This window comes from Pisciglobus halotolerans, assembly GCF_900113675.1.
Taxonomy (GTDB): Bacteria; Bacillota; Bacilli; order Lactobacillales; family Carnobacteriaceae; genus Pisciglobus; species Pisciglobus halotolerans.
Window position 1 is genome coordinate 20,403 of record NZ_FOQE01000003.1, and the last position, 22,732, is coordinate 43,134.

At 39.5% G+C, this 22,732-nt stretch carries 18 protein-coding genes; 13 read left to right on the top strand and 5 right to left on the bottom strand.

All coding sequences use genetic code 11. The features are described from left to right. Positions 1–122 precede the first annotated feature (122 nt). From BM057_RS01655 to BM057_RS01665, 3 genes are all read right to left on the bottom strand, one after another. Positions 123–854 (bottom strand): amino acid ABC transporter ATP-binding protein, encoded by a 732-nt coding sequence (locus BM057_RS01655; protein WP_092091045.1) that lies wholly within the window; start codon positions 852–854, stop codon positions 123–125. Then, complete coding sequence (locus tag BM057_RS01660) at positions 847–2,313, bottom strand: amino acid ABC transporter substrate-binding protein/permease (RefSeq protein ID WP_245741767.1); 1,467 nt, start codon at positions 2,311–2,313, stop codon at positions 847–849. The genes BM057_RS01655 and BM057_RS01660 overlap by 8 nt, the downstream gene beginning before the upstream one ends. A 543-nt stretch (positions 2,314–2,856) precedes the next feature. After that, entirely contained in the window at positions 2,857–3,390 is a 534-nt protein-coding gene (locus BM057_RS01665) for a 3'-5' exonuclease (RefSeq protein ID WP_047390268.1), read from the bottom strand. A 172-nt stretch (positions 3,391–3,562) separates the two neighbouring features. Here BM057_RS01665 and BM057_RS01670 point away from each other — a divergent pair, with 172 nt between their 5' ends. Next, on the top strand, positions 3,563–4,966 hold the full coding sequence (locus BM057_RS01670; RefSeq protein ID WP_092091047.1) for a glycoside hydrolase family 1 protein: 1,404 nt from the start codon (positions 3,563–3,565) through the stop codon (positions 4,964–4,966). A 107-nt stretch (positions 4,967–5,073) separates the two neighbouring features. Here the strand turns inward: BM057_RS01670 and BM057_RS01675 are convergent, their stop codons facing one another. Then, positions 5,074–7,764, bottom strand: a complete 2,691-nt coding sequence (locus BM057_RS01675) for a cation-translocating P-type ATPase (RefSeq protein WP_425439007.1) — start codon at positions 7,762–7,764, stop codon at positions 5,074–5,076. A 1,027-nt stretch (positions 7,765–8,791) separates the two neighbouring features. On the opposite strand from BM057_RS01675, the gene BM057_RS01680 reads away from it, so the two are divergent. The 3 genes from BM057_RS01680 (at position 8,792) to BM057_RS01695 (ending at position 13,806) form a co-directional block, all read left to right on the top strand. Further along, positions 8,792–10,186 carry a glycoside hydrolase family 1 protein gene (locus BM057_RS01680; RefSeq protein WP_092091051.1) on the top strand — a complete coding sequence of 465 codons (1,395 nt, stop codon included), beginning with the start codon at positions 8,792–8,794 and terminating at the stop codon, positions 10,184–10,186. 1,287 nt (positions 10,187–11,473) lie between these two features. Next, on the top strand, positions 11,474–12,760 hold the full coding sequence (gene celB / locus BM057_RS01690) for a PTS cellobiose transporter subunit IIC (RefSeq protein ID WP_092091055.1): 1,287 nt from the start codon (positions 11,474–11,476) through the stop codon (positions 12,758–12,760). Positions 12,761–13,101: 341 nt separating this feature from the next. Continuing rightward, positions 13,102–13,806: a GntR family transcriptional regulator gene (locus BM057_RS01695; protein WP_425439008.1), complete on the top strand. Its 705-nt coding sequence runs from the start codon at positions 13,102–13,104 to the stop codon at positions 13,804–13,806. Positions 13,807–13,939: 133 nt separating this feature from the next. Here the strand turns inward: BM057_RS01695 and BM057_RS01700 are convergent, their stop codons facing one another. Beyond that, a complete protein-coding gene (locus tag BM057_RS01700; RefSeq protein ID WP_092091057.1) occupies positions 13,940–14,692 on the bottom strand; it encodes an exodeoxyribonuclease III in 753 nt (250 codons plus the stop codon). 93 nt (positions 14,693–14,785) lie between these two features. On the opposite strand from BM057_RS01700, the gene BM057_RS01705 reads away from it, so the two are divergent. From BM057_RS01705 to BM057_RS01745, 9 genes are all read left to right on the top strand, one after another. After that, entirely contained in the window at positions 14,786–15,697 is a 912-nt protein-coding gene (locus tag BM057_RS01705; RefSeq protein WP_092091059.1) for a Gfo/Idh/MocA family protein, read from the top strand. 69 nt (positions 15,698–15,766) lie between these two features. Beyond that, positions 15,767–17,152 carry a TrkH family potassium uptake protein gene (locus BM057_RS01710; RefSeq protein ID WP_245741768.1) on the top strand — a complete coding sequence of 462 codons (1,386 nt, stop codon included), beginning with the start codon at positions 15,767–15,769 and terminating at the stop codon, positions 17,150–17,152. Between the two features lie 12 nt (positions 17,153–17,164). Next, positions 17,165–17,836 (top strand): potassium channel family protein, encoded by a 672-nt coding sequence (locus BM057_RS01715; protein WP_047390259.1) that lies wholly within the window; start codon positions 17,165–17,167, stop codon positions 17,834–17,836. Positions 17,837–17,957: 121 nt separating this feature from the next. Beyond that, on the top strand, positions 17,958–18,866 hold the full coding sequence (gene murB, locus BM057_RS01720) for a UDP-N-acetylmuramate dehydrogenase (RefSeq protein WP_052181764.1): 909 nt from the start codon (positions 17,958–17,960) through the stop codon (positions 18,864–18,866). A 698-nt stretch (positions 18,867–19,564) separates the two neighbouring features. After that, positions 19,565–20,989, top strand: a complete 1,425-nt coding sequence (locus tag BM057_RS01725) for a PTS sugar transporter subunit IIC (protein ID WP_092091061.1) — start codon at positions 19,565–19,567, stop codon at positions 20,987–20,989. A gap of 76 nt (positions 20,990–21,065) precedes the next feature. Then, entirely contained in the window at positions 21,066–21,290 is a 225-nt protein-coding gene (locus tag BM057_RS01730; protein WP_047390256.1) for a hypothetical protein, read from the top strand. Positions 21,291–21,305: 15 nt separating this feature from the next. Further along, positions 21,306–21,503 (top strand): hypothetical protein, encoded by a 198-nt coding sequence (locus tag BM057_RS01735; protein ID WP_092091063.1) that lies wholly within the window; start codon positions 21,306–21,308, stop codon positions 21,501–21,503. After that, positions 21,503–21,934 carry a DUF3284 domain-containing protein gene (locus tag BM057_RS01740; protein ID WP_092091065.1) on the top strand — a complete coding sequence of 144 codons (432 nt, stop codon included), beginning with the start codon at positions 21,503–21,505 and terminating at the stop codon, positions 21,932–21,934. Before BM057_RS01735 ends, BM057_RS01740 begins: the two co-directional genes overlap by 1 nt. A 229-nt stretch (positions 21,935–22,163) precedes the next feature. Continuing rightward, the gene (locus BM057_RS01745) at positions 22,164–22,706 is read left to right on the top strand and encodes a helix-turn-helix domain-containing protein (protein ID WP_047390253.1); all 543 of its coding nucleotides are present in this window, start codon (positions 22,164–22,166) and stop codon (positions 22,704–22,706) included. Positions 22,707–22,732: the final 26 nt, after the last annotated feature.

Genomic DNA, 22,732 nt, shown 5'->3' on the forward strand with positions numbered 1-22,732 from the left:
TAAGGTGGAGTAGTTCAACTTAGTCCAATGACTTAGCAAATGTCTTTCACTCCAACAAAATTCTATACAAAAAAACTGGTGTTGCTAACAGCTCAAAAGCTGCTGGCAACACCAGTTTTTTGTTAAACAAGTACTTTTTCTAAGAAATCTTTTGTTCGTTCGTTTTGCGGATGATTGAAGACTTGGTCAGGTGTTCCTTCTTCCATGATATATCCTTCATCCATAAAGACAACATGGTCAGCTACTTCTTTAGCAAAGCCCATTTCGTGTGTGACCACTAACATCGTCATGCCTTCTCGAGCCAACTTTTTCATTACTTCCAGTACGTCGCCGACCATTTCTGGGTCCAAAGCACTGGTTGGTTCATCAAATAGCATGATATCTGGCTTCATCGCTAAAGCACGAGCAATGGCTACCCGTTGTTTTTGTCCTCCTGAAAGAGACTTAGGGTAAACATCCGCTTTATCTGATAGTCCAACCGTTTCTAAAAGGCTGAGTGCCGTCTTTCTTGTTTCCTCTGATGTTTCATCTTTTAATTCATCAGGAGCTAACATAATATTTTCCAAAACTGTCAAATGAGGAAACAAATTAAAGTGTTGAAATACCATGCCAATGTTTTCTCGAACTTTATTGATGTTTTGAGAAGGATCTGCTAAATCGACCCCGTCAATGATCACCGAACCGCCTGTGATTTCTTCTAAGCGGTTCATACAACGAAGAAAAGTACTTTTTCCTGATCCAGATGGTCCAATGATGCAGACAACTTCTCCTTCTTCTACTTCAAAGTTCAAGTCTTTTAAAACTTCAAGATCACCAAAATTTTTCTTTAAATGTTTTACAACTAATTTAGGCATTTATCATTTTCCTTTCAATAAACGTGGACAACCATGTCAAGAACGTAATGATCAAAATGTAGATAAGACCAATAATGATCCACATAGAGCCTGAAGAGTAGGTACGCGCAATAATGATTTTTCCAGCTTGTGTTAATTCAACAATTCCGATAATGGATAGAATAGAAGTATCTTTCAAAGTGATAACAAATTGGTTGATCAAGGATGGGATCATTATTTTGATAGCTTGCGGGATCACAACTCTAACCATGGATTTTCCGTAAGACATTCCCAAACTTCTAGCCGCCTCTAATTGGCCTCCAGATACGGCTTCGATTCCGCCGCGTACTTGCTCAGAAATATAGGCTGCAGAACTCAGTGTCAAAGTAGCTACTCCGGCAATAAATGCCGTTAATTTAATATTGAGCAGTTCTGGGATCGAAAAATAAATAAAGAAGGCTAATACGAGCATTGGCAATCCTCGCATAATGGTTACATAAAGACGCGAGATCCCTCTCAAAATAGCATAAGGGGAAGCGGCAAAGAATCCAAGAACAACTCCGAAAAGAAGGGCGATAGCGAAAGAAATAACGGTGAGCAGCAACGTTTTGCTTAAACCATTCAGCAATTCACGCCAATTTTTTTGAATCAAAGCGAAAAAGCCATTTTGAGAACCTTTTTCGTCACTGTCAAGATACTGATCGATAATGTTATCGTATGTACCGTCTTCTTTTATATTCGCCAGTCCTGTATTGAACATGTCTAGCAGTTCAGCATTTTGGCCTTTGTTAACGGCAAATCCATAGACGTCTCCCTTTTCAGGTTCTAATGGCAATTGAAGCTTGAGACCTTGTTGGATCGCGTAAGCCATAACTGGATAATCATCAAATACTGCATCGGAATGACCTGAAACAACGTCTTGATACATAGTAGCAGAATCTTCGAATTGATTGACCTTGATGCTATACTTTTCTTGTAATTTTTCCACAAACGTTGCACCAGTGGTACCAACTTTTACAGCAACTGTTTTGCCATTCAAATCATCATATGATTGAATCTCTTTGTTGTTTTCTGAAATAGCCATTACTGTTCCAGCTTCGTAATAAGGGTCAGAAAAATCAAAAGATTCTTCTCTTTCTGGATTGATACTCATTGCAGAAATCATGCCATCAACCTGGTTAGCCTCTAAAGCTTGCAAACCTGCACTAAAGTTCAATGGACGAAACTCAATTTCAAAACCTTGGTCTTTTGCGATCGCATTGATAATGTCTGCATCTATACCAACGTATTCTTTTTTATCGTTTTGAAATTCAAAAGGTGGGTAAGTTATATCAGTGGTGATGATATAGGGGTTTTGGGCAGTCCCTTTTTTGGCATTGCTCTCACTAGCTTGAACGACAGTCGGCAAACCTAAGCCCATAAATAATGCAAATAAAATACTGTATAAAATAAAGGAATGTATCCTTTTTCCTTTCCTCAATGAATCTTCCTCCTAAAATTTAAGCTAAGATAAGGATAATTGAAAAAAGAGAACAGCTCAATCAATATGCTTATCTTACATCTAAATATTGTTGATAAAGATATTTTATTTGAAGGGATTTCGCTTGACTTATGCTGTAGCATTTTATTACACATGCATTAAGAATAGTGTTATTCTCGCTTCTTTAGAGGCCTTTCTTCTCAGCAAAAAAAGAGTTTCTTCATAGAAAAAAATAGAAGAAAAACTTTTTTCTTTAGAAAAATAGTGAGTGATATAAACAAGTTTGTTTTTCATACGCATTCAAAAGCTGGAGAGGGATTGAATAGGTAAATAAAAGAGGGACTCAGCTTACTCAAGAGCTATTCTCATTTTGAGTGAGCTGAAGTTGAATATTTGCGGTGTTTGATGATCCATAACGACCGAACAGTTTCATTAAGAAGCGGAGAAGGACGTGCAAAAAGTGATTCCAAAACAAAAAGCCCCTGTTGCGGCGCGCCATAACAGGGGAAAGGACTTCAATATCATTTTTCAATTGCTTTTCGCTTAAACGTGTTTGACCAATCGTTTCAAATCGTAAGTGCCAAACTGATTTTCTAGGGATAGTAAAATATTAGCACAAGCAGTACTGTCGGCCAAAGCGTTGTGGTGCTGATGCAAAGGGATGCCCAAGTAATCACAGACTGTATTCAAACGATGATTTGGAATCTCAGGCAACAACTTGCGGCTTGATTGAACGGTACATAACGTTTGAAAATGTGGTTGAGTGATATCGTAATAATCTAGACAGGCTTGCAAAACGCCTCGGTCAAACGGCAGATTGTGTGCGACAATCAATTGATTTTCTGTAAACAGGGGGGCAATTGTAGGCCAAATTTGAGCAAAATTCGGTGCATCTGCAACATCTGTTTCATGAATGCCGTGAATTTGAATATTGCGCCAATCAAAAAAAGTATCAGGTTTTAACAAAGTGTAATAAGAATCCACCACTTGGCTGTTGCGGACAACAGTCAGGGCAAGAGAACAGGCACTATGACGTTGACGATTTGCTGTTTCAAAGTCAATGGCTGTAAAGTTCATGTTTTTCACCTCTATATGTTAAGGTTGCATTTTTTCTTAAGGTAGTATAGCACAAATCGGCAGAAGAGTTGTATGCAAAAGTAGAAAAAAATATTTCTTTTTTTGAAAACGTTTGTAAAGAAGGTTTAGAATCATTTATACTAAAAGAAGAATCGCATAAGGAGGAAATGAAATGAGCAACACAAAACACAAAGCTTTTCCAGAACATTTTTTGTGGGGTGGTTCCACGAGTGCTTATCAAGTAGAAGGAGCTTGGAATGAAGGCGGAAAAGGTCCTTCTGTCCAAGATGTCAAGCAGCTTCCAGAAGGGACTTCCGACTTTAAAGTAGCCGCAGACCATTATCATCATTACCAAGAAGATGTTGCTTTAATGGCGGAAATGGGTTTTAAATCTTATCGTTTCTCCATTGCTTGGACAAGAATCGTTCCAGATGGCGATGGAGCAATCAACGAAGAAGGGATCCAATTTTATCAAAATTTGATCGACGAACTTCTAAAACATCAGATTGAACCAGTGGTGACCGTATATCATTTTGATCTGCCGGCTGCATTGGAAGAAAAAGGCGGTTGGGATAACCGAGAAACCATTGATGCATTCGTTCGTTATTGTGATATATTATTTGATCGCTTTGGAGATAAAGTCAAATATTGGCAAACGATCAACGAGCAGAATATGATGATCCTTTCAGGAGCAGCGATCGGCACCGGCAGCGATTCGATGCAGAAAACGTATCAGCAAAACCATCATATGTTAGTGGCACAGGCGAAGGCCATGAAGCACTGTCATGACAAACTGGCAGAGGCTAAAATTGGACCAGCGCCTAATATTTCGATCACTTATCCAAAAACGAATAAACCTGAAGATATACAAGCTGCTCAATGCTTTAACGCTTTGCGCAATTGGTTGTACTTAGACATGGCTGTTTATGGGCGCTATAACCATCAAGCCTGGGCTATTTTGGAAGCAAATGATGCTTTACCAACATTTGAACCAGGAGATGAAGAAGTGTTGAAAGCAGGAAAAGCTGACTTTATCGCCTTTAACTATTATACGTCAGGAACAGTTGAAGCTTACCCAGTTGGAGAAGCAACAACCGACGAAAAGACCGCAGATCAGCAAAAGGGACAAGGCATTCCAGGTTTCTTCCGCCAAGTTCCACATGGTGATTTAGAAAAAACCGAATTTGGCTGGGAAATTGATCCAATCGGTCTGCGGATCACAGCAAATGAAATCTATTCTCGTTATGCTTTGCCATTAATGATCACGGAAAATGGTTTAGGTGGACGTGATACCTTTACTGAAGACGGCAAAGTGCATGATGATTATCGTATTCACTATTTGCGTGAGCACATTGAGCAAATGCAACTGGCTATTTCAGATGGTGTTGAGCTATTTGGTTACCATCCATGGAGTGCGATTGATTTGATCAGTACCCATGAAGGATTCAGAAAACGTTATGGTTTCATTTACGTCAATCGTTCCGACTTTGACTTAAAAGACTTGAGCAGGATCCGCAAAGATAGCTTTTATTGGTACAAAGACGTGATTGCATCAAATGGAGAAAACTTAAAGTGATATCAAGTTTGCAGCAGAAAAACTCGTAGATTTTTGATGCTTGCGCTTCAAAAGAACACAAAAACATCCTCCCTTTTTTAAAAGGAGGATGTTTTTGTCTGCACTGTTTATTTATTTTGATTTACTTTATCATCATATCCTACACCGCGAAGAATAGCTTTCACGATTTCAACAAATGGAATGATAGATAGAGCAGCAATAATAACGATCATCCATTGTTGTCCAGTCATGTCGTAAATACCAAAAATAGTATTCAATCCAGGAACAAAGACAACGAGCAGGATCAAACCTAAGGACAAGATCGTTGCGTAATTCAACATCTTATTACCAAATGGCCCAACAGAGAATAAGGATTTAAAGACAGATTTACTGTTATAGGCATGTGCCAATTGAATGAATCCAAGTGTCAAGAAGGCCATCGCTTCAGCAATATGCAATTCAAATCCGTAGTAGTAATTGGCTAACCAGAAGACGAATAAAGTGATGGCACCTTCATAGATCCCTTGATAGATCATACTTGGGAAAACGCCATTTGAGAAGAAGTTAGAAGAACGACCACGTGGTTTTTGTTCCATGATATCTTCTTCAGGTTCTTCTAATCCCAATGCAATAGCAGGGAAGACATCTGTCACTAAGTTGATCCACAATAGATGGATCGGCTCTAAAATCGTCCATCCTAGTAATGTAGCGACAAATAGGGTCAACACTTCACCTAAGTTAGCTGAAAGCAAGTATTGAACAGCTTTTTGGATATTTGCAAATACTTTCCGTCCTTCTTTGACCGCATTTACGATCGTAGCGAAGTTATCGTCAGCAAGGACCATATCGGAGGCCCCTTTAGAAACTTCTGTACCTGTGATTCCCATACCAACACCAATGTCAGATTGTTTCAAGGAAGGTGCGTCATTGACGCCATCACCTGTCATCGCCACAACTTTGCCTTGTTTTTGCCAAGCTTTTACGATACGTACCTTGTGTTCTGGAGAAACACGGGCATAAACGGAGTAATTTTGAACCGTGTTTTCGAATTCATGTTCTAAAATATCATCTAATTGTGCACCTGTCAGGATCGCGTTATTGGCTGCATTTTCGTCCAAAATACCTAAACGAGCAGCAATAGCGGAAGCAGTATCTTTATGGTCACCTGTGATCATGATAGTACGGATACCAGCGCTTTTTGCTTCTGCGATCGCGGCTTTTGCTTCAGGACGTTCAGGGTCGATCATACCAACCAATCCAGCGAATACTAGATCTTGTTCAACTGTTTCTGTATCTACTTTACTTGGAACAGTATCGATCGTTTTAAAAGCCATTGCCAATACACGCAACGCTTGAACAGCTAGCGCATGGTTTTGATCCAGAATAGTTTTGCGATCTGCATTTGTTAACGGAACAATCTCGCCATCTTTCAAAATAGAGGTACAACGTTTCAGTAATTCATCAGGAGCACCTTTAGTAGCAACATAGAATGAATCTTTGTCTTTATGGATCGTTGACATTAATTTACGGTCAGAATCAAAAGGTACTTCTGAAACACGTGGCATGTCATTTAAAGCTGCTTTTAATTCAAAGCCTTTGTCAAAACCAAATTGGACTAAAGCCGTTTCAGTAGGGTCCCCGATCAGTGAACGATCTTCGGCAACTTTTGTATCATTGGCAAAGTTCATGACTCTCATCACAGGAAGGTTCAAATCGATTTCTTCATTTGCGCCATGAAGTTGACCGTTATAGTACACTTTTTCGATCGTCATTTTGTTTTGAGTCAACGTACCTGTTTTGTCTGAACAAATAACTTCCGTACCACCAAGTGTTTCAACAGCTGGCAATTTACGGATCAACGCATTTTCTTTAGCCATTGCTTGTGTACCCAAAGCTAAGATAATCGTTGAGATAGCCGGCAGACCTTCTGGAATAGCGGCAACGGCAACAGAAATCGAAACCATCAGCATATCCAACCAAGGACGGTCATTGAATCCAAAACCGATAACAAACATTAAAGCAGCAATAATCAGGATCAAGATCGTCAATGACTTACCAAGATTATCTTGGTTTTGTTGTAGAGGCGTCTTTTTCTCTTCCGTATTTTGCAACATGTTGGCAATGTTTCCGACTTCAGTATTCATTCCAGTGCTGACAACAACACCTTCACCGCGGCCATATGTGACGTTTGTACTTGAAAAAGCCATATTGGTACGGTCACCGATCGCAGCACCTGCTTCAACTGATTCCAAGCTTTTTTCAACTGGAACAGATTCACCAGTCAAAGCAGCTTCTTCAACCTTCAAGGAATTTGTGTTGTATAAACGAATATCAGCAGGAACGACATCTCCGGCTTCCATAATGATGACATCTCCGGGAACGAGTTCACCTGATTTGACTTGGACGATTTCGCCGCTTCGCTTAACGTTTGCCATAGGAGAAGCCATTTTCTTCAAAGCATCGATGGCTTCCTCAGCTTTGTTTTCTTGAAATACACCTAATACAGCATTAACAATAACAACAACTAAAATAATGATGGCATCTGCCATTTCTCCACCGATCGTACCAGAGATGATGGCTGCGATCAGCAAGACAACGATCATAAAATCTTTGAACTGGTCAATAAACTTTTGGAGAGTGGACCGCTTTTCTCCTTCTTCCAGTTCGTTAGGTCCATAAGTTTCCAGCCTTGAAGCCGCTTCTTCTTTTGTCAGACCGTTTTTGGAAGAATCAACTTCTGAAAATACAGCCGCTTCGTCTAAAGCGTAAAAATCCTTTTTTGTTTGTTCTTTGGACATTGTTTTCTCCTCTCTTTCCATTAAATTCGTTTTCCTGTTGATTTTCTGACCAGATGATTTTTCTGTGTGAGAGAACCAAAAGGAAAGGCCGAAAAATGCATTTTGTTACAGTTTATACTACCATACCGATTTTTTTCTAACAAGAAAATGACCCTGTCAGCAAGAGCTTTCTGGGCATAAAAAAAGCAGAAGTTCGGCAAACAGCTCTTAGTAGAGTTGGATCCAGACCATTCCTCCTTTAGAGATCACTTTTAGAAATGCGATAAAAAAAAGACTCATGCAAAATTGTTTCAGGCGACAGATAGAACCTATCTATCAATAAACAATCTGCATAAGTCTCACTATTTAAGACAACACCAGTAGTTGGTTCACATCTACTTGCTGGTGATGTTGCCACAGCCGAAGCTGCCAGTTACTCCCTTATGGGGAATTATCGATTTCATCTTGTATAAGTATAGCCGATTCATATACAGGATGCAACAAAAAATTGAAAGGAATAGTGTCAATGAATGGTTGGAAAAAAGTTTTTGCACTTATATCCATAAGTTTTTCCACTTTAATTTTTTTAACAAGCGATACTATTCGCAATGCAGACACTTCGCTTTTGCTATTGAGCTTTTCATCTAAAAGAAAAATAAATCTTCTGCAGAAGCGGGTAATGAGATAAACGGACATGCTGGATTGCATCGGTTGGTTTTTGTCATTAAAATAGGATGTTCATTGAACAGTCTCGCTGCTTTATTCTTTGATCATGATCTCGGCACACTTTTTTGAAGCCGTTCACATAAACCATCTTGATAAAACTGACTATAACATTTATGCTAGTCATAGTGACAAAAATGTAAAGTGACACTTAACTTCATAGGAATAGGGAGACCTATTTTTTTATGTTGAAGGGATTCATTTGAGCAATAGAGAATGCAACTGGTTAGAAAACGTTTAATAAAGAAGAAAAAAGCAAGACAAATGTATCCATTTTTGTTAAACTAAAAAAGTATAATATTAAAAATAAAAAGTATAGTCCTATTAAAAAGGGGAGCGTTGTTAAATGAAATATACATTTCCAGAAAACTTCTGGTGGGGATCGGCTGCAAGTGGACCGCAAACAGAAGGTACATATGAAGGAGATCAAAAAGGAGCAAATATTTGGGATCACTGGTATGCAGAACAGCCTGAAGCATTTTTCGATCAAGTTGGACCAAATCGGACGTCAGCTTTTTACAAGAACTACAAAGCAGACATTCAGTTAATGAAACAAACAGGACACAATAGTTTTCGGACGTCTATTCAATGGAGCCGTTTGATTCCAAATGGTACAGGAGAAGTAAACCAGAAAGCGGTTGATTTTTATAATTCAGTTATTGATGAGTTGATTGCTAATGATGTTGAGCCCTTCATGAACCTCTACCACTTTGATATGCCTATGAAGATGCAGGAAAAAGGTGGATGGGAAAATAGAGAAACAGTAGAAGCCTATGTTCATTTTGCGAAAACTTGTTTTGAACTATTTGGTGATCGTGTAAAAAAATGGTTTACACACAACGAACCGATCGTACCAGTTGAAGGTGGCTATTTATACCAATTCCATTATCCAGCCATCGTTGATATGAAAAAGGCTGCGCAAGTTGGTTATCATGAAGCGTTGGCGAGTGCGAAAGCCATCAAAGTTTATCATGAATTGAATCAAGGCGGCGAAATCGGCATCATTTTAAACTTGACGCCAAGTTATCCGCGTGATGAAAATAATCCTGAAGATGTCAAAGCAGCAAGAATCGCAGATGCCATCTTTAACCGCTCTTTCTTAGAACCGGCTGTAAAAGGTGTCTTTCCAACTGACTTGGTAGATTTGCTGAAAGAAATCGATTATTTGCCTGTTATTGAAGAAGGCGACTTGGACATTATCAAAGAAAATACCGTTGATCTGCTAGGGGTCAACTACTATCAACCGCGTCGTATCAAAGCGAAAGAATCTGCTGAAAAGTTGTCAGATGGTCCAATGCCAGATGACTACTTCGACAACTACGAAATGCCTGGCCGCAAAATGAATCCTTATCGTGGATGGGAAATTTACGAAAAAGGAATTTATGATATTTTGACAAATCTGCGCGAAAACTATGGCAACATTCGCTGCTTCATTTCGGAAAACGGTATGGGCGTTGAAGGCGAAGAACGTTATATCAACGAAGACGGCCGCATCGATGATGACTACCGAATCGAATTTGTCAAAGACCATTTGAAATATGTGCACCAAGCTATCCAAGAAGGCAGCAATGTACAAGGCTATCATATGTGGACTTGCATGGATAACTGGTCATGGCTGAACGCTTACAAAAACCGCTACGGCTTCATCGCAGTTGACTTAGACAACGACTGCAAACGAACCATCAAAAAGAGCGGCCAATGGTTCAAACAAATGACAGACAACAACGGCTTCGACGACTAAAAACAAGGATGCGGAGCGAGGTCGACAGAGGCGACAGGAAAATGAAAAAGCGCGGCGCAGAGCATCCCGCGCATGCGAGCGTCTTTTGAATTTTACCCGAGACTCTACCTCGCGCAGCTCAACTAAAATATAAGGATACGGAGAATGCTTGAAAGAGTCACCGCAAAAACAAGAAGTTGTTGAAGAGAGCAGCGCAGCGCGCATCAAAACAACTTATCTTTTTTGCAAAGAATCTGGCTTTCGCAGTTCAACTACAAGGATTCGGAGCGAGGTCGACAGAGGCGACAGGAAAATGAAAAAGCGCGGCGCAACTCAACCACAGGGAACGCAGCGACCCTGCAAGAATAATTAAGTCGCAAAGACTCGCTATGCTCGCTTTGTATTATTTCGCTAAGAATTGTTTTATAAATCAAGCTCGGTAGCAAGCACTAACGTAGGAACAACGCAAGCAATCAAAACGCTAACATCAGCTGTTAGACTAAGAATGGATCGATGCTTCAAAAGCATCTTCAAACATTTTAGTCTGACAGCTGATTTTTGCTGATTAAGCTTCTTAAAGCTTTCTTAAAAGAGGAAGAAGTTAAATGAATGGCAAAAGCTTAATTAGTCTATGCTTAAGTGGGTGCAATAGTTTGAGTAGGAGCGGAAACGAGTTATCGTTTCAACTCAGGCACAGCAACTGATTTGAGTAGGAACGGAAAAAGGTTACCGTTCCAACTCAGGAGCAGAAACTCATTTGAGTAGGAGCGGAAACGAGTTATCGTTTCAACTCAGGCACAGCAACTGATTTGAGTAGGAACGGAAAAAAGCTATCGTTGCAACTCAGGGTCGGAAACGCATTTGAGTGGGAGTGGAAAAAGGTTATCGTTCCAACTCAGGAGCAGAAACTCATTTGAGTGGGAGTGGAAAAAGATTATCGTTCCAACTCAGGAGCATAAGTGTCATTGAGTTGGCCAATAAACAAATGAGCAGCTATACCAAGGTTTCAATAACGTATCTGAGCAGTTTTTAAGGAAGCAAAATAGCTGAAATATAATAAGATAAATAGGAAAAGACTCGTCATAGACGAGTCTTATCTTTATGGAAAGAAAACGCTTTAAAAAAAATGAACAAAATGTGACGAATCAAAAAGATAAAGTACATTTTTTTATTAAATAAGTATATACATATAGCTATAGAATGTTATACTTTAGTTAGAAATGTTGTAAACGGATACTTTTTGGTTCCGATCTTTTGTGGCCACTTAAGATACAAGCAAGTAACTTAAAAAAAGAAAGAGGGATTCATGTGAATGGTTTTATAGACAAGCTGAGTGAAAAGTTGGTTCCTATTGCAAGTAAACTAGGACAAAATAAGTATTTATTAGTTTTGCGCGATGCATTTATGCTGGCCTTCCCCTTGACGATGTTTGGTTCACTAGTCGTTGTAATCAATAATTTGCCTTTCTTTAGCGACGAGTTGAAAGGTACACTAGGCAACTTATTTGGCAATGGGCAAAACGCAACCATGTCGATCATGACTTTATTTGTAACATTTGGTATTGGTTATTATTTAACGAAAACGCATGATGTAGAACCTATCTTTGGCGGAGCAGTATCGTTGGCTGCTTATTTGATCGTAACGCCATTTGCTACTGTAACAGAAGGTGGAGAAACGGTCACTGGGGTATTAACAACGGATCGTTTAGGTGCAAAAGGAATGTTCATTGGGATCATTGCTGCTTTTCTTGCGGCTGAAATTTATTCAAGAATCACGAAAAAGGGTATTGTCATCAAAATGCCTGAAGCCGTACCTGCTGCAGTAGCTAAGTCATTTGCTGCTATGATTCCTGCTATTATTACATTAACAATTTTCACTCTTGTAAACGCTTTTGTTACCGGCGTTTTTGATACAAACTTGCATGACGTGGTTTATAATGTGATTCAAAAACCGTTAGTTGGGTTAGGTAGCGGACTGCCTGCAACCTTAATTGCTGTTTTCTTTGTCCAGTTGCTTTGGTTCTTTGGCTTGCATGGACAAATCATTGTAAATTCTGTGATGGATCCGATTTGGAATACGCTGATGCTGGATAACTTTGAAGCGTTTCAAAAGGGAGAAACTTTGCCGCATATCGTAACAAAACCGTTCATGGAAATCTTTACAGTGGGTATGGGTGGATCTGGTAGCACATTGATCGTAGTGATTTTGATGGCTTTTGTTATGAAGAGTCGGCAGTTGAAAGATGTGGGCCGTTTAGCTTTGGCACCTGGGATCTTCAACGTTAATGAGCCGGTGATCTTCGGGATGCCGATCGTGCTAAATGCGGCGATCTTTATCCCATGGCTGTTAGCACCGCTTGTTTCTACTACTTTTAACTACTTGGTTATGGCAGCTGGTATTTTCCCGACACCAACTGGAGTCACTGTTCCGTGGACCGTACCTGTCTTCTTTAATGGCATGTTGGCAACAAACTCTATAATGGGCGGCGTATTACAGCTGATCGATATGGCTTTGATCGGTGTCATTTGGTATCCATTCTTGAAGATTTTGGATAGAACCAATTTGCAACAAGTTGATATGAGCACAGCAGAATAAAGTTTGAATCGATAGGAGCAGTTCTGAAAATGTTATTTTTGGAGCTGTTTTTTTGTCGAATGATTTGCAAATGGGCGCCCAAGTATAAAAGTAGGAAATGTTTATAGACTGGTGGTTATTTTGATTGAGGAAGTTTCTTGAAAAGAAGGTGCAAGAGATAGAAATGACCAAGAAAAGCAAATCAACGCCGGCATAAGCGAACGCTGTCAAAAGTATAATAAAGACTAGTCTTTTTGTATCAAATAGAGTATCCTAATAATAGGATAGCCTTTAGTTGAAACAGAAGATAAACGAAAAACGACATAGAAAGATGAGGGGAAAGCAGCTTGATAAAATATGAAATGATCGCCAATAAAATCAGAGAGCGAATCCAAAAAGGAGAATACGCAGAAGATACGTTGATCCCTGATCAAGTCACCTTGTCTAAGGAATTTGGCGTAAGCCGGATGACCGTCAAAAAAGCGATGGATATTCTGGCGATGGAAGGACTGATCTTTCGAAAACGCGGCTCTGGTACGTATGTTAAAAAAAATGCACTCCTCAACAGTTCAGATTCTAACGCAATGGAATATGAAGGACTGACAAAACAGCTTTCTGGCTACAAGGTAGAAGGCAAAGCCATTTCTTTTAATGTAGAATTTCCTGATGAAAAAATCAGAGAAGCTTTACAACTGGAAAAAAATGACCCAGTGTATAATATTGTTCGTCTAAGATTAGTGGATGGAAAACCTTACGTGATTGAACATACTTACTTTCCAACGGCTCTAGTACCAGGACTAACAGAAGAAATTTTGAACAAATCCGTTTACGAATTTATCCACCAAAACTTAGGATTATCATTTGGAGGAGCTTACCGCAAAATCCAAGCCGTTAAACCATCTGAATATGACAAAAAATACTTAGCTTGCCAAGAAAACGACCCTGTTTTAGAAGTTGAACAAATCGTGCATCTAGAAGACGGCACACCATTCGAATACTCACGCAGCCGCAACCGATACGACACACGCAGTTACACTATTGTAGACATCCAACGCCGCCAAAAATAAAGAGGGCGTGGAGCGAGGTCGATAGAGACGTCAGGAAAATGAAAATTTATTTTCAAGATAGGAATAGAGGATCTTTTCAAGCATCTAAAAAAAACAAGTACAGTAAAACCCAAAGTTCACTGTACTTGTTTTTCTATTTGAGTTCTAATTGGACAGGGCAATGGTCTGAGCCGTAAATCGAAGAAAGAATGGCTGCGTCTTCTAATCTAGGTGCCAGTCGTTCGGATACACAAAAGTAATCGATTCGCCAGCCGGAATTATTTTTGCGCGCATTGAAGCGATAGTTCCACCATGAATAAGCGCCCGTTTGATCAGGATAAAAATAGCGGAAAGTATCTACAAATCCATTATCTAAAAGCATGGAAAAACGTGTTCTTTCTGCATCTGAAAAACCTGCGCTGGTGCGATTGCGGGCGGGATTTTTCAAATCGATCTCTTGATGTGCTACATTTAAGTCACCACATAAAATAACCGGTTTTTTTGCATCTAGTTCTTTTAAATAAGCTAAAAAATCTTTTTCCCACTGAACGCGATAGTCGAGGCGTTTCAGTTCAGACTGAGAGTTTGGTGTATAGCAGGTCACGACATAGTATTCAGGGTATTCTAAAGTAATCAAACGCCCTTCAGTATCATGTTCAGGGATCCCCATTCCATAAGCCACGGATAAAGGCTGATGTTTTGTAAAAATAGCTGTTCCTGAATAACCTTTTCTTTCAGCATAATTCCAATAATCATAATAACCTGGAAGCTCTAAATCGATTTGACCTTCTTGTAATTTGGTTTCTTGAATACAAAAAAAATCTGCATCTAAGGCATCAAAAATATCCAGAAACCCTTTTTTAACAATGGCACGCAGACCATTGACATTCCATGAAACAAATTTCATTGATTTTCAAACTCCTTTTAAAAAACGTATTACAATAATTGTACAAGAAAAAATGTAAAAAACGAATAAATAAATTTGAAATGAGGCAGCAGCATGAAAATAGGAATAGTAGGATTAGGCAACATTGCGCAAAAAGCTTATTTGCCCGTTATGATGGAGATGAGTGATCAAGTAGAGTGGCACCTTTATACGCGTGATCAAGAAAAATTGAAACAGATTGGCCAACGGTATCGTACAGCTTATTTGTATCCGTCAGTTGAAGCATTGATCCAAAGTGGGATCGAAGCTGTCTTTATCCATACAGCAACCCACACCCATGCTGCACTGATTCGTCAATGCTTAGAACAAGGGATTCATGTATATGTTGATAAGCCAATCAGTGAGCAGTTGGAAGAAGTAGAAGAGCTGATGGCATTTGCCAAAGAAAAAGAATTGCTGCTAGTGACAGGGTTTAACCGCCGTTTTGCGCCCATGATCCAAGAGCTCAAAAAGGTACCGCATAAAAATATGCTCTTTATCCAAAAAAATAAGCCAGCTAGTTCAGGCAGTGTACAATTTGCTATTTTTGATCTCTTTATACATGTGGTAGATACAGCTTTGTATTTATTGGATGAACCGGTGGAAGAAATCAGTCATCGCCTTTATGAAGAAGAAGGCCAATTAAAAAACTGCGTGCTGCAGTTGAAAACAGCCCACACGATTTGTGTGGCTTCTATGAATTATGTGAGCGGCGCAAACTTAGAAACAGCAGAAGTACAGTCTACTGAAGGAACTTATCGTGTGACCAACTTGACAGAATATGAAAGTCATTCCTTTGAAAAGCACGCTCAAAAAACATTTGGTGATTGGGAAACGACTTTAGAAAAAAGAGGTTTTTCACCACTGATTCGTTCTTTCGTTCAAGCTGTCCAAACAGGAGAAAACCCCGTCAGCCTTGCATCTTCATTGAAAAGCCATCAAATTTGTGCTGAGATCGTTTCTAGCTATGAAAAAGGAGACAAATAAACAATTTTTTGTGCAATGGTTTTAAAAGAAGAGTGTCTTCGTTATACTACTAAATAAGTAAGGAAGAAGGTGGGGATAATCATCGGTAAAATAAAAAAACTATCACCTGCTGCTAAGATTGCTTTGAGCTTTTTAATCATGATTTTGATTGGTTCGTTTTTATTAGCACTTCCGATCAGTCAAACCTCTTTTTCAGAGGCTACTTATTTTGACCATCTTTTCATGGCCACTTCAATGGTGTGTGTAACAGGGTTGTTTTCTGTTCCAATCGCCTCGACGTATTCTTTTTTTGGTCAAGTGATCAGCTTAGGGTTGATTCAAATCGGTGGACTGGGTTTGATGACCCTGCTGGCAGCTTTAGTAATGGGCATCGGGAAAAAGATGAGTTATGCTAATACGATCGCAGTCCAAGAAGCATTGAACCGAGAAAAAATGGGTGATTTTAAACCTTATCTCATTTCGATTGTTTTATATACAGCACTTTTTGAAGGAATCGGAACGTTATTGCTGCTTACGCATTTTGTTCCGGAATTTGGTTGGGATCGCGGATTCTTTATGTCATTATTTTTAGCAGTGTCTGCTTTTTGTAATGCTGGTTTCGATTTGTTCGGTGCTGGAAGTCTTCAAGAATATGTTCATCAACCTGTGGTGAATCTTGTTGTCGGGTCGTTGATCGTATTGGGGGGCATCGGTTTTCCTGTTTGGTTTGATTTGTCTAATAATTTTCGCTCTCTTTTTAAGAGAAAGAGAAGAATCCGGACCAAAAGTTTCTTTAGACGGTTACAAGTCCATTCACGGTTAGCTTTAACAATGTCTTTTATATTGGTCGTAACAGGGATCATTTTGTTTCTTTTAGTAGAATGGAATAATTCAGTCACCATTGGAGATTTTACATTTGGAGAAAAATTATTGACGGCTTTTTTTGAAACCGTGACGATGCGTTCGGGTGGATTTACTACAATTGATTTAGCTAATATGAGGCCTTTCACGTTGCTTTACTTTATATTGAATATGTTTATCGGCGGATCACCGGGTGGGACAGCTGGTGGTGTCAAAACGACAACCTTGGCTTTGCTCGTGCTGCTGATTTATAACGACGTCAGAGGACAGAAAAATATCAATTACCACTATCATACCATCGCGATCGCAACTGTTCGGAAGGCCATCGTTGTTATCGGTGCTTTCTTTGTTTTTCTAGTCTTAGGGGCAGGCTTGTTGTTCCTATTTGAACCAGACAAAGAACCTTTGCGGCTGTTATTTGAAACAGTAGCAGCTTTTTCAACTGGTGCTTCCATCAACTTGACGACAGAACTTTCTTGGATGAGTCAGGTCGTGCTGATGGTGATCATGTTTGTTGGAAGAATTGGTCCAATCACGATCTTCTTGAGTCTAGAACGTAAAAACAGAGAAGTAACAGATGTAAAATATGCGACGACAAATATACTAATTGGATAGGAAGAGATAAAAATGGCAACCATAACGATCGGTATTCTAGGGTTGGGGCGATTTGGCAGAGCAGTCGCACAAGAACTGAGTACCTTTGACTGTGAAGTGATCGTCATCGATAAAAATCAAGAAAATGTAGAGTGGATCGAACCTTATGTGACTCAAGCAATCCAAGGCGATATTAGAGACTTTGACTTTTTAGAAAATATCGGTATGGCCAATTGTGATGTAGCAGTAGTGGCGACAGGCGACAGCTTAGAATCTAGTGTCTTGGGAATCATGAATTGTAAAAAATTGGGAATCAATAGCATCGTAGCAAAAGCTCAAGATAAAGATTACCGTGATGTATTGGTGGCGATCGGAGCGAACACAGTGATTCAGCCCGAAAAAGAAATGGGCAAACGTGTTGCGAAAAGTTTATTAAGACGCCACATCACAGATATGGTAGAGCTAGACGAAAACTACGCTGTTGTGGAATTTTTTCCGCCAAAAACTTGGATTGGAGAAACCATTGAAACGCTAGACTTGCGCAAAAGATATGAGATCAATATCATCGGGCTGCGGAATAAAGATGATGGAAAACTCGATGTATCGTTTGGTCCAGATCATCAAGTACAAGCAGATGATATTTTTGTTGGGATCGCGGAGTCGGATAAGATCGAACGGTACGATTATTTAAACAAGTTAAGATAAAAGGTTGAAATAAAAACGCTGCTAAAAAGGATTTTGATTAAAAACGCATGGTATTTTGCCTTTTTTTCATTCAGCATGGTAGAATGTCAGATAGAAATCAATTTGAGAGGGTAAGCTATTGATGATAGAAGAAAAGATACAAGAACGTTTTCCAAGTTCGATCATAAAAGAACATGAGCCTTTGTCACGTTATACTTATACAAAAACAGGCGGTCCAGCCGATATCCTGGTCTTTCCGCAATCACCTGAAGAAGTTGCTGAACTGGTGCAATGGATCAAAGCCCATGAACTGCCATTGACTGTTCTAGGAAATGCCAGCAATTTGATCGTTAAAGATGGAGGGATTCGCGGAGTTGTGATGATTTTGACCAAGATGGATCGCATCGACGTCGAAAAAACGACGCTGACCGTTCAAAGCGGTGCTCGCTTGATCGATACTTCCTATGCTGCTTATGAACATCAATTGACTGGACTTGAGTTTGCTTGTGGGATTCCAGGCAGCATCGGCGGCGCTGTTTTCATGAATGCGGGCGCTTATGACGGCGAAGTAAAAGAAGTGATCGAATCTGTTACGGTTCTAACAAGAGACGGCGAAGTGAAGAAATTAAAAAATAAAGCTTTAGATTTTAGTTATCGTCATAGTATTTTGCAAGAAACCCATGACATCGTTCTTGAAGTTGTTTTTGATCTTAAAAAAGGAAAAGAAGAAGCCATTAAAGAACGTATGGATGAACTGACTTTACTGCGTGAGTCTAAGCAACCATTAGAATATCCTTCCTGCGGGAGTGTATTTAAACGCCCGACCGGCTACTTTACTGGCAAATTGATCCAAGAAGCAGGCTTGCAAGGATTGATGTGGGGCGGCGCACAAATTTCCGAAAAACATGCTGGGTTTATTGTTAATATCAATCATGCAACAGCGACCGATTACATCGAACTGATCCATCATATTCAAGAAGTGATTTATGAAAAAAATCAAGTACGTTTGGAGACGGAAGTTCGCATTATCGGAGAAGAAGTAGCAAAATAAATCAGCTGAAATGCCTTTTCAAAAGCTTTTGCAGCTTTTTGAAAAGGCGTTTTTTATATTTTAATAGTGATTTTGTTCAAAAGAAATTTCTTTCAGAATGAACGGGCTTGCTTGACAGGAGCCATGGGACCGTCTGGAGCCAAGGTCTCCAGACTTTCAAGCCTCAGACGAAGCGTAAGTGCTGAAGCACCAACGCTTCATTATTCGCATTGAGTCCTTGTACATGGCTTCAAGCAGCCCTTATTCCTACAGAAATTTCAAAGATGGCTTCTAAAGAATCTAAAAAAATATAAAAGCTTCAAATAACAAAAACGTTTTATCCGGCAAGTAAAATAGTGTGTATCATTTTAATAAAGTGTGTAATGTAAAGAATTGTTGTGGGTATCGGCCGATTGCTTAAGCTAAAAAGGTTTTCGACTCTTTTTTGCAAAAAGTAAGACTGGCACAAAAATTGCTTTATTTTAAGATGTGTACATAAATAAGAAGAGGGGAACGATTTCTATTCCAACAAAAGAAAGCGTTAACAGATTGAGTGAGCTAAATTGAAAAGCGAACCGTCTAATATGAGTTCAAGAAAGTGAGGGAAGAGGTTCCTGTAAAGAAAAGAATGAGCGCCTACTTTTTAGAAATCGATATGTACAACAAGATGCAGTATGTAATAAAGATCTTTTAATCATAATCTTTAGGAGGTTTTTTTAATGGATGCTTTAACAACTTGGTTAGAAAAATATATTCTTCCAGTTGCTGCCAAGATTGGTGCTCAAAAGCACTTAGTTGCTTTACGGGATGCCTTTATCGGTACGCTTCCTGCTACAATGGCAGGTTCAGTGGCCGTTATGATCAACGCTATTATTCGTGACTTACCGCCACAGTTTATTGACGGTTATGACGGAAATACGATACCTGTGATCAAAGAGATCATTGCGATCAATGGATTCGTTTGGAATGGGACATTGGCGATCGCCGGGATCATTTTTGTCTTTTCATGGGGATACAATATCGCCCGTGCTTATGGCGTCAATGAACTGTCAGGCGGGATCGTTGCACTAGCTGCTTCGATTGCCGGCATCACTTTCTCTTTCGCTGGTGAAATCACAGATCTAACATTAGATCCAACAACAGTTGATGCGATCAATAGCAATGAGGCAGGCTGGACAGCGACAACGACTGGCATTACAGCAAATGGCTGGGGCTGGTTGCCGCTGAGCAACTTAGATAGTAACTTCTTCTTTACAGCTATGATCATCGGATTTGTGGCAACGATGATTTTTGTCAAATTAATGTTGGCAGATATCACCATCAAGCTTCCTGAATCTGTACCGCCAGCTGTATCAAAAGCTTTCGCTTCTATCATCCCAGCTACAGCCGCATTGTATGCTGTTGCTGTTTTCTACTGGTTATTTGCAAAACTTGTACCAGATATGACGTTCCTAGATTGGCTGCAAGAAACGATTGCTAAGCCGCTATTAGGTTTGTCGCAAGGTTTTGGTGCTGTTATTCTTGTTACCTTCTTTGTGCAACTCTTCTGGTTCTTTGGGATCCATGGTCCAAATGTGTTGGCGCCTATTCTTGAAGGCGTGTTCGGAGTCGCTCAGTTGAAAAACGTTAACTTGTTCCAAGAAGGCGGCGCCGCACTCGTCAACGCAGAAGGCTACAAATGGGTACGTGGTTCATTTGACGCTTACTCTTGGTTTGGTGGTTCTGGCGGAACGATCGTTTTGATTCTAGCAATCTTGATCTTCTCTAAACGCGCTGACTATCGTACAGTTGCCAATCTATCAGTAGGACCTGGTATCTTCAATATCAATGAACCAGTCATGTTTGGTTTGCCGATCGTATTGAATCCGATCATGTTTATCCCATTCCTTATTGGGCCGATCGTTTCAGTTTCGATTGGTTACTTTGCAACGATCTGGGGATGGGTCAACCCTGTCTCGCAACAAGTGGCTTGGGTCACGCCGCCGTTCTTGTTATCCTTCTTGGCAACAGGAGCTGACTGGCGGGCACCAATCGTTACTTTAGTGGCATTCCTTGCTACCTTTGTGATTTGGATACCATTTGTCATTGCTGCGAACAAAATGGACCCTGCTTTAGGTGAAGGTAAAATGGAAGACGCAGAATAATTCTGCGGAAGATGCTGCCGTTTCTGTTATAATGGAAGCGGTAGCATATTTAACTGAATAGAAAGGAAGAAACCATATGATTGAAATTACGATGGCGATGCAACAGGAAAATGTGATTGAACTGCTGGATCATTACGAAGAAGACGGGGTCACATTTGACTATAAAGAAAAGAAAGGTATCAAATTATACTTTGAAACGAATGCAGAAGATCTTGAAAAAGCTTGTAAAATAGCAAAAGCAGCTATTAAAGCTCAAACTTGGGGGAGCGTTCTTTATTTCCAAGCTGTTCCTGTCAAATAGAAAAGAGGGTCTGTTATGTCAAAGAATGGCCTATTCCTGCTCAGCCTCGGTTTATTGTTATTCATGTTCAGTGTGAACCAGCAAACGTTGGCTTATGATGTTTTAAGTATGACGACTGCTGTTTTCTTCATTGGAACAGGAAGCTGGCTGATGTATAAGGCGAATAAAAAGAAAAAACAGGAAAATTTAGGAAAAGAAAAAGGTGAAGTTTAATGGACATTGTTAAGAAAATGCAGGTCCCGGTTCCGTTTCTATTTGATCAAATCACAAATTCTGTGCTGTATGATATCCAACAGGCAACTGGGAAGAAACTAACCGAGAAACAGTTGGATGGCTTTGAATACGTGAAGGAATTCTCCAAAAATCAACGAGCCAATATCAGAATTGAAAAATACCATAAAGATCAAGCTTATCATTACAGTACAGCTACGAATAGAAATCAGTTTTTTGTCCAATATGATATTGTTCCAATCAGTGATACGGTCTGCGAACTTCATTACATCGAAAAGATGGAGTCAACTGGTTCTATCCAAAAAATGAACGATATGATCGTTGGAATGCTATTGTCTCATTTTAAAAAGAAACGATTTAAGGAAATGCTCAAACAAATGGAGCAATCCTATCAGACTGCAGCATATGAATAAACAAAAAATAGCTTACGGCACTTATAAAAAGTCCCTTACTTGAACGAGACAGATACATTCAAGTAGGGGATTTTTTGTGGACTGATTCTAAAGAATATTTTTTTTATTGTATTTATCAACATTTCGATTATAATAAAAGAGGTCTTACTAAACAAAAAGATTAGTAGTAGAAAACATTTGTGCTTGGAAGTTCACTTAAGGTAAACTAAAAAGAAAAAGGATGGAAATCATGGAGATCGGAAATCGGATCAAAAATTTGCGTATCCAAAAGAATTTAACTCAAGAGGAATTGGCAGAACGGACTGATTTGAGCAAAGGCTATATTTCTCAAGTAGAGCGTGATTTGAGTATGCCTTCAATGGAAGTTTTTTTTGATATGCTGGAAGTTTTAGGATGTACGCCTAAGGATTTCTTTGATGAAAGTCAAAAAGAACAGCGTGTAGTGTATACAAAAGAAGATCGCACGTTTTTTGAAGAAATAGACAAACAATACGTGCTGGAATGGTTAGTGCCGGAATCTAATGAAAATGAGATGGAACCTATTTTGCTCAGATTGCAGAAAAATGGTTCGTTTAAAGAATTTGGTCCCTCTCTAGCCGAAACATTTGCATTTGTACAAAAAGGTGCGGTATGTATAGAGATAGGAATGAAGCGTTACTATGCTAAAGAAGGCGAAGCGATTTATTATCATGCTTCGGATCCTCATCAAATCTTCAATGATGCCAAAGGGGAGACTGAGCTACTGATGGTGGTAACTGATTCCTATTTATAAGGGCTAGGAAACTAGGCGAGTAACGA

What these genes read in the sequence shown, in the direction of transcription:
- BM057_RS01705 (WP_092091059.1), top strand. Translation starts at nt 14,786, where the DNA reads ATGAAAATAGGAATAGTAGGATTAGGCAACATTGCGCAAAAAGCTTAT.
- BM057_RS01665 (WP_047390268.1), bottom strand. Translation starts at nt 3,390, where the DNA reads ATGAACTTTACAGCCATTGACTTTGAAACAGCAAATCGTCAACGTCAT.
- BM057_RS01715 (WP_047390259.1), top strand. Translation starts at nt 17,165, where the DNA reads ATGGCAACCATAACGATCGGTATTCTAGGGTTGGGGCGATTTGGCAGA.
- BM057_RS01675 (WP_425439007.1), bottom strand. Translation starts at nt 7,764, where the DNA reads ATGGAAAGAGAGGAGAAAACAATGTCCAAAGAACAAACAAAAAAGGAT.
- BM057_RS01745 (WP_047390253.1), top strand. Translation starts at nt 22,164, where the DNA reads ATGGAGATCGGAAATCGGATCAAAAATTTGCGTATCCAAAAGAATTTA.
- BM057_RS01730 (WP_047390256.1), top strand. Translation starts at nt 21,066, where the DNA reads ATGATTGAAATTACGATGGCGATGCAACAGGAAAATGTGATTGAACTG.
- BM057_RS01735 (WP_092091063.1), top strand. Translation starts at nt 21,306, where the DNA reads ATGTCAAAGAATGGCCTATTCCTGCTCAGCCTCGGTTTATTGTTATTC.
- murB (WP_052181764.1), top strand. Translation starts at nt 17,958, where the DNA reads ATGATAGAAGAAAAGATACAAGAACGTTTTCCAAGTTCGATCATAAAA.
- BM057_RS01670 (WP_092091047.1), top strand. Translation starts at nt 3,563, where the DNA reads ATGAGCAACACAAAACACAAAGCTTTTCCAGAACATTTTTTGTGGGGT.
- BM057_RS01655 (WP_092091045.1), bottom strand. Translation starts at nt 854, where the DNA reads ATGCCTAAATTAGTTGTAAAACATTTAAAGAAAAATTTTGGTGATCTT.
- BM057_RS01695 (WP_425439008.1), top strand. Translation starts at nt 13,102, where the DNA reads ATGATCGCCAATAAAATCAGAGAGCGAATCCAAAAAGGAGAATACGCA.
- BM057_RS01725 (WP_092091061.1), top strand. Translation starts at nt 19,565, where the DNA reads ATGGATGCTTTAACAACTTGGTTAGAAAAATATATTCTTCCAGTTGCT.
- BM057_RS01700 (WP_092091057.1), bottom strand. Translation starts at nt 14,692, where the DNA reads ATGAAATTTGTTTCATGGAATGTCAATGGTCTGCGTGCCATTGTTAAA.
- BM057_RS01680 (WP_092091051.1), top strand. Translation starts at nt 8,792, where the DNA reads ATGAAATATACATTTCCAGAAAACTTCTGGTGGGGATCGGCTGCAAGT.
- BM057_RS01740 (WP_092091065.1), top strand. Translation starts at nt 21,503, where the DNA reads ATGGACATTGTTAAGAAAATGCAGGTCCCGGTTCCGTTTCTATTTGAT.